Here is an 8,263-nt window from a genome sequence, read left to right on the forward strand (position 1 = left end):
CCCAAATCCCCCAAATCCCCCAAAAAAACCAAAAACCTCCAAAAACCACCCCCAAACCCGTAGGGGCGCACCGCGTGCGCCCAACCCCCACCAAAAAACCCCAAAAAACCCCAATCCCGTGATTAACCCGATTATTGCCGGCGGACGAACGCAGTTCGATAAACTCACTGACCACAGTTCGCCCCTACAAAATCGACCCGCCTAAGGGCGGGAAAGAAAAGAAAAGAGAAAAAATAGGGAATGAGGGTAAAAGGGGAAAAAGGGAAAAGGGTTAGAGAGTTCTCCCGAATACGCAGACTACCCGAAAACCGTCATAGTCGTCGCGGTTGTCGCGGCGGTCGCCGTCGTCGTCGCGAAACGCGGAACGGCAGGCATAAGGATAGAAGCCCCAGGAACCGCCCCGCAGATGAGAACGATTATCATTACCATTTTCTATCCAGACACTGCCATCCGTCGGCGCACCATCATAATTATCGTGCCAAGTATCGGCGCACCATTCCCAGACATTGCCGTGCATATCGTACAGTCCGAAGGCATTGGGGGGAAATTGTCCCACAGGAGTCGTTTCTTCTCGATATTCTCCTTTGGGTTCATCAGCGTAGGTTTCGCTGGCATCATAGTTAGCCAATTCCCCCGTAATGGTTTCCCCAAAGTAGAATGGGGTGGTGGTTCCAGCACGACAAGCGTACTCCCATTCCGCTTCACTCGGTAGCCGATACTCCCGTTTTGTTTCCCTTGATAGTCGTTTACAGAATTCCGTTGCTTGATACCAGTTGACACTTTCTACGGGTAGCTCATCCCCTTTGAACTTAGAAGGGTTTGTCTCTAGGTCGATGTCTATTTTAGCGGTTGCGGCGATCGCTTTCCACTGGGACTGGGTGATGGGATAACGTCCCATGTAGAAAGAAGAAACGGTTACTCGATGTGGAGGTCTTTCCCATCTAAATCCTTCCCAATCAAATTTTTTCACCAGTCTTTCGATTTCCTCGTCTTCTGTTCCCATCAGGAAAGTTCCCCCCGGTATGGCAACCATTTCTAAGGTGATGTCGTTGCCCAAATCTTCGCTGAAATATTGGGACTGTTTCGACTCTTTTTTGATTTGCTCACCCTTCGCATTTACTCCCACGATCTCAAAGTTAAATACTGATAACGGTTGTTTTGGCTCTTCTGGAACGATTACGGGTTGTTTTGGCTCTTCCGGTTCAAGCTTGAACTGATAGCCAATTGCTCTTTCTAGTTGCTCAAATCCGTCTTCTTCCCAATAATCAAGCCGGTGAATATCTCGCAGATTCAAGCCAACTTCTGACATTCGCAGATCAGGAATTTCGCATTCTTCTAACCTCATGGGAATAAAAAAAATTGTCCCCGGTAGCATCTCTCCGAAGGTATCAAGTGCAATCCTCAACTCCCGTTGGATGTATCCCTGTTTATTAGCCGATTTCCCTGACAGACAGGCGAGAAAAATCTGACTAGCTTTAATCGCTTTCGGAATTTCATCTCGCCAAATTTGACCCGGAATCAGGTCTTTTTTATCCAACCAAGGTTTATATCCCGCTTGCTTGAGGCGGTTATACAGTGCCAAAACTGCTGGTTTGTCCTCACTGGCATGGGCCAAGAAAATTTGGATCTCTGACTTTTTCATAACTTTTTCTTATGACCACAAGTAGGGGAGAGCCAGATTAACTGGCAGAAAATCTCTAAATAAACCATTTAATTGATTATTACTCATTCTTAATTCTCCTGTCTCGGAGTCTCCTAACTACTGATTCCTCACCAACCAGGACAATTTGGGATTTTTATAGCAAGTCCACTTTCTCACTTTCCCCACCCGCGACCTTTTTCCGTTAGATTATAAATGGATACAAAACTTAACATTTTATCCAGAATCTACCGAGAGGGCAGACCGTGCGGCCAGATACCCTAGAAAATAACCAGCATTCAGCCGATAATTCGCTAGTTCCCGAAGTTATCGCATTTAAACCCGAAATTGAGCCAGAGAAACCCGAATACTCGCCAAAACCGACAAAAACCAACTCTTGGCTATCGGGAGGAAAGGGTTTATTTATCGGTGTGGGATTGGGGGTTTTATTGACCCTGGGGGCGACTCGTTTCGCTAATCGACCCCAAACAGCCCAAAACCCCAATACTCAGCCCGTAGCGGCAAAAAATGAGGCACCAGCACAAACAGTAACCACCACTAGGGTAGAATCCACTCCCGTGGCCCGCACCCTGAAAGCGACTGGAAGCGTGGCAGCCGATGAATTAATCCCGATTCTTTCCCAAGCGACGGGACTACAAATCAAAGAAATCTTTGTCGATGAGGGTGATATCGTTAGCCAAGGTCAAATTTTGGCTCGTCTCGATGATACCGTCCTACAAGCGCAATTAACCCAAGCACAGGCTAATGTCGCCCAATCCCGAGCGCGTTTGGCAGAATTGCAAGCGGGGAGCCGTAAAGAGGAGATCGCTGGAGCTAAACAAACTATTCAACGCATAAAAGCCGAAATTAGTCAAGCTCGATCGGATTGGGATTTGGCTAAAAAACGGGTCCAGAGAAACCAAAGTTTAGAAGCGGAAGGAGCGATCGCCCGGGATCGTCTCGATGAAGTCCTCAACGAAGAAAGAAAGCAAGCGGCGATCGTACAACAGACCCAATCTCGTTTAGGAGAAGCAGAGCAGCAACTGGCACAATTGCAAGCTGGCAATCGTCCCGAAGTGATCGCCCAAGCTACAGCCCAATTAGCGGAAGCTCAAAGCCGTTTAGCCATTGTTAACGCCCAATTAAACGAGACGCGCCTGATTTCCCCAGTTAGTGGCAAAATTGCCGAAAGAAATGGCCGCATCGGGGACACCACCAACGGTCAAAATGCTCTCTTTAAAATCATCGAAAATGGGCGTTTAGAGCTAAGATTGCGGGTTCCTGAGAATCAATTGCCCTTAATCCGCGTCGGAGCGCCCGTTACTATCACTTCCGATGCTAATACCAGTTTAAAATTATCGGGACAGGTGCGCGAAATTAATCCCATCGTCGATGAGGCATCTCGTCAGGCAACGGTTAAAGTCGATTTAACCGACAATACAGGGTTAAAACCGGGGATGTTTTTACGAGGTGCGATCGTGACGAATACTAGCAATAGTTTAACCGTCCCCATGACCGCAGTTTTACCTCAAAAAGATAATCAAGCTCTAGTTTATTTAGTGGAACCTGATAACACCGTTACCGCCAAAACTGTGCAATTAGGTCAAATTATGCCCAATAACCGCGTGGAAATTCTCACCGGTTTACAAGCAGGCGATCGCATTGTGGTCAAAGGGGCAGCCTATCTCGGTGATGGCGACAAAATTACGGCAATCAGCGATCAGTAATCAGTAATCAGTGATCAGTGATCAGTAAACAGTAATCAGTGATCGGTGAAAAGACAGTAGCAAACTGCCATTTGATCAGGCTCACTTAATATATACTGCTCACTCAAAACTTAAAACTTAAAACTCAAATCTGATAACTGATAACTGATAACCGGTAACTGAAAACTCACATCTGGTAACTGATAACTTACCCACTGATAACTGATAACTGATAACTGAAATTATGGCTTTTAATATTTCTAATTGGTCTATCAAAAATCCCATTCCGACGATCCTGATCTCCCTGGTTATGGCCTTAATGGGATACATTGCCTTTCTAGGATTAGGGATCGATCGCTCTCCTAATATTGACATTCCGGCCGTGATTATCACCGTTAATCAACCCGGCGCCGGTCCTGAGGAATTGGAAACCCAAGTCACCAAAAAAGTCGAGGATGCGGTGGCTGCTTTGGGTAATATCGATCAAATTACTTCTACCGTTAACGAAGGCAGCAGCACCACCACCGTTAACTTTATCCTTGGCACTAACAGCGATCGCGCTACAAATGATGTACGCAATGCCATAGCGCAAATTCGGCAGGATTTACCCCAAGATACTAATGATCCAATTGTCCAACGTTTAGAATTTGCCGGGGGTGCGGTGATGAACTATACCATCTCCTCCCCGAAAAGATCGATCGCCGAATTAAGTGATCTAGTTGATCGTCAAATTGGCCGCGCTTTAACGGGAGTGCCGGGGGTAGCACGAGTCGATCGCGTTGGGGGAGTCGATCGAGAAGTGCGTGTAGATTTAGATCCCGGCCGTCTGATCGCCTACGGTATCACGGCCACGGCGGTTAATGACCAAATTCGTAGTTTTAATATTAATTTACCCGGAGGGCGATCGGAAATCGCCGGCAGTGAACAAACTGTCCGCACCCTCGGCAGCGCTGAAACGATCGAAGATTTAAGAAATTATCAAATCTCTTTACCTAACGGTGATACCGTCCCCTTAGGCAATTTAGGGACAGTTAGCGATAGTTCCAGTGATCCTCGACAAATGGCCCTCTTAGATGGGCAGCCAGTGGTGGGTTTTTCGATTCTACGGGGGACTGGCAGCACCTTGGTGACGGTAGAAACAGCAGTACGTCAAGAAATCGAGAATTTAAAGAAAAAACTGCCCGAAGATATTAAATTTCAATTAATTTTTACCCGTGCTGACTCAATTCGTGCTAGTTACGAAAGCCTTCTTAGCGATCTCCTGATTGGTTGTATGATGACGGTGATCACGGTGGGTCTATTTTTAGGCAATTGGCGCGCCACGATTATCACGGGTTTAGCCCTGCCTTTGTCGATTTTCCCGACTTTTTGGGTGATGCAGTCCCTGAATTATACCCTTAACGGCATGACTCTACTGGCGTTAGCTTTAGCTTTGGGTAATCTGGTGGATGATGCGGTGTGTATGGTGGAGGACATCGATCAACATTTAGCTATGGGTAAAAAACCCCTGCAAGCGGCCTTTGATGCCTCAAAAGAGATTGGATTAGCCGTTTTAGCCAGTGCGGCGGCAATTATGGCGGTATTCCTGCCGGTTGCTTTTATGGGCGGTGTGCCGGGCCAATTCTTTCAACCTTTCGGCGTTACGGTGGCGGTTTCTACCCTATTTTCCAGTTTGATCGCTGTCACCGTCACCCCGATGTTAAGTGCCTATATTTTACAGCCGAAAAAGCTCAAAACCGGTGATAGTAATCCCTCCTCGCGCCCCCGTTTTCGTCCCTACAAAAGTTTGTTAACTTGGGCTTTACGTCATCGAATCCTGACTTTATTGGCGGCTTTGGCCTTTTTTATCGGTAGTTTACAGTTAGTTCCCTTGATTCCAAAAGGATTATTTAGTTCCGGGGATACTGGATTAAGTACCATAAGCCTAGAATTGCCTCCCGGTGCGACTTTGAATGATACTGTTGCCGTGGCCAATCAGGTGAATAGTTTACTGCAAAAAAATCCCGCCGTCGCTAATGTTTTGGCTATTCCGGGAGATTCGGGACGGATAAATACGGGCTTAATATATGTTAATTTGGTTCCTAAGGAACAGCGATCGCTCACTCAACGGCAATTTGAGGAACAAACCCGTCGGGATTTCCAGAAGATACCGGGGGCAAGAGTGACTTTTCGGGCGCAGGGGGGAGCAGGAAGTAGTAAAGATGTAGCTATTGTCTTAAAAAGTGAAAATGGCGATATTTTAACCCAAACTGCCCAAAAATTAGAGCGAGAAATGCGGGCTTTACCCGGTTTTGTCGAGGTCAGTTCCGGGGTAAGTTTAGTTAAACCAGAGATTATTATTCAACCGGATCCCGTCCGGGCTGCTGATCAGGGAGTCTCGGTCAGAGCGATCGCCCGTACTGCATCTTTAGCTTTAATCGGCGATAATGAGTTTAATTTAGCTAAATTTAACCTTGCTGACCGACAAATTCCCATCCGGGTGAAAATTGCCAATGATGGACGCAGTGAGATAGAAAATCTGCAAAATTTGCGCGTTCCTAGCAGTAATGGGACGTTAGTTCCGCTTAACTCGGTGGCGACAATTAGCTTAGGTAGTGGACCTGCGGAAATTCAACGCTTTAACCGTCAACGTCAGGTTAATATTGGAGCTAATTTAGAGGGAGTTTCTTTGGGAAGTGCGGTGACACAAATTCGCGCTTTACCAATCATGAAAAACCTACCCCCAGAGGTGACAGAAGAACCCTTTGGCGATGCTCGTATTATGCGCGATATCTTCGCTCGTTTTTTGGGGGCGTTAAGTTTAGCAATTATTTCTATCTATGGGATTCTGGTATTGTTGTATAACAATTTTCTCTATCCCCTAGCGATTTTAACTTCCCTTCCTTTATCGATTGGTGGTACTTTAATCGCTCTTTTAATTACCCAAAAAGAGTTAGGTTTATACGCTTTAATTGGCATAGTTTTACTGATGGGGTTAGTCACTAAAAATGCGATTCTGTTAGTAGATTTTGCCCTGAGTGGCATTGAGGCTGGGAAACCGCAATTTAAGGCGATGATTGATTCGGGAGTCTCTCGTTTACGACCAATTATTATGACCTCCGTTTCCACAATTGCCGGGATGTTACCGATTGCTTTAGCTTTGGGTGCAGATGGGGAAATTCGCGCACCGATGGCAATTGCTGTTATTGGTGGTTTTACCACTTCCACCCTGTTAACTTTGGTGGTTGTGCCGGTAATCTTTACTTATATCGATAGTTTTTACTATTGGTTGCGGGGATTATTTGTTAAACAAAAACCCACGTCGATTTAGTAGTAAAATATCTCTCTGAAAGCTTGAGAAAAAACCCAGAGAAACTAACCCATGAATCCCTTGACAGTCACACATCAAACTCTATCCCTTCCCCCCATGGGCTGCGGTACTTGGGCCTGGGGAAATCGTCTTCTCTGGGGTTATGATGAGAGTATGGATAGCCAGTTACAAGCGGTTTTTAATCTCTGCGTCGAGCGGGGTGTCACCCTATTTGATACGGGAGACTCCTACGGCACAGGCAAACTCAACGGACAGAGTGAGAAGCTATTAGGACGCTTTACAGGGGAATATACCAGTTATAACGCTGATCATATCCGTATTGCCACCAAACTCGCCCCTTATCCTTGGCGTTTAACCCGTCATGCCATGGTGAAAGCTTGTCAAGCTTCGGCAACCAGATTAGGCCGCCCGGTGGATTTAGTGCAAATGCACTGGTCAACGGGCAATTATGCGCCATGGCAGGAGGGAGGATTATTAGACGGATTGGGGGATTGTCTGGAAAAGGGGTTAGTTAAAGGAGTCGGTTTATCCAATTTTGGACCGAAAAGATTGAAGTCTGCCTATCAAAAGTTTGCCAGTCGCGGCATTCCTATTACCAGTTTACAGGTACAGTATTCTCTCCTTTCTACCTATCCTCTCACTGACTTAGGATTAAAGGAACTATGTGATCAATTGGGTATTAAAATTATTGCCTATAGTCCCTTAGCTTTGGGGTTATTAACGGGGAAATATCGAGATAATAAAAACTTACCCCCAGGATTACGTCGCTTCCTTTTTGGTCAATTAATTCCCGCTATTTCTCCTCTGATTAGTTGCCTAGAAGTTATCGCCCAAGCTAAAAATAAAACTATTAGCCAAGTTGCCTTAAATTGGTGTATCTGTAAGGGAACAATTCCCATCCCCGGAGCTAAAAATGTTCGACAAGCTGAGGATAATTTAGGGGCTTTAGGATGGAGTTTAGACAGTGGGGAAATAGCAGAATTAGATAAAATTGCCGCTGGTTTGGATAAAAAAATGGTACAAAATATCTTTCAAACTAAGTAGGGTTGGCTGAAAAAGCTTGTTGGTGGGGTGTGGAACGAACCACAAAGAGACAAAGGACACAAAGATTGATCGCTTATAAGTTAAACTGATCAGACAAAGAATAAGAGAGCCAATTTCCCCCCGATTACTCGAAGAACTGGCAATTTTTGAGGCTAAAAAAGCCTAAAGATATTATCCAAAAAGGTTTCTAGATTTATTCAGCAAACCCTAAGTAATAGTTACTAATTCTGTACGCAAATATTGCATCTAGAATTAGCTTTGTACGCTTTGACCCGTACTGGGTTAACTACGAACCTCTCTATCGGATTCCCGCTAAAGACGGCCTCTCCGACTACCTTTCTTCCAATATTTAAGGAACCATTAATATCTGCTCCATAGAAATAACCCGACGAGCTTCTGAATAGTCCTCTTTTAATTCTCTTTCCTAAATAGCTTTTTTGCTTTTGAATAGACTCTAAGTCTAAGAAACTACATTTAGAGGTATAGCTTTCATTAGTTGTTTTGACCTCTATTCCTACTAAATTTGCTTTATAGGTAAGTTGTTCGATAAACCTTGAATGAGGA

General features: G+C 45.3%; 5 protein-coding genes. 3 read left to right on the plus strand and 2 right to left on the minus strand.

The genetic code is table 11. From position 1 onward, the window contains the following. Window positions 1-271 precede the first annotated feature (271 nt). On the minus strand, window positions 272-1,642 hold the full coding sequence (locus IM496_RS19415; protein ID WP_194013343.1) for an SUMF1/EgtB/PvdO family nonheme iron enzyme: 1,371 nt from the start codon (window positions 1,640-1,642) through the stop codon (window positions 272-274). Between the two features lie 263 nt (window positions 1,643-1,905). Between IM496_RS19415 and IM496_RS19420 the strand changes: the two genes are divergently transcribed. The 3 genes from IM496_RS19420 (at window position 1,906) to IM496_RS19430 (ending at window position 7,699) form a co-directional block, all read left to right on the plus strand. Then, window positions 1,906-3,366 (plus strand): efflux RND transporter periplasmic adaptor subunit, encoded by a 1,461-nt coding sequence (locus tag IM496_RS19420; RefSeq protein WP_287662969.1) that lies wholly within the window; start codon window positions 1,906-1,908, stop codon window positions 3,364-3,366. A 223-nt stretch (window positions 3,367-3,589) separates the two neighbouring features. Next, a complete protein-coding gene (locus tag IM496_RS19425) occupies window positions 3,590-6,655 on the plus strand; it encodes an efflux RND transporter permease subunit (RefSeq protein WP_287662970.1) in 3,066 nt (1,021 codons plus the stop codon). 51 nt (window positions 6,656-6,706) lie between these two features. Further along, a complete protein-coding gene (locus tag IM496_RS19430) occupies window positions 6,707-7,699 on the plus strand; it encodes an aldo/keto reductase (RefSeq protein ID WP_287662971.1) in 993 nt (330 codons plus the stop codon). A 221-nt stretch (window positions 7,700-7,920) separates the two neighbouring features. Here the strand turns inward: IM496_RS19430 and IM496_RS19435 are convergent. After that, on the minus strand, window positions 7,921-8,263 hold a 343-nt coding region (locus IM496_RS19435; RefSeq protein ID WP_287662973.1), incomplete at its 5' end, for a zinc ribbon domain-containing protein.

This window comes from Microcystis sp. M049S2 (genome assembly GCF_020245625.1).
GTDB lineage: Bacteria > Cyanobacteriota > Cyanobacteriia > Cyanobacteriales > Microcystaceae > Microcystis > Microcystis ichthyoblabe_A.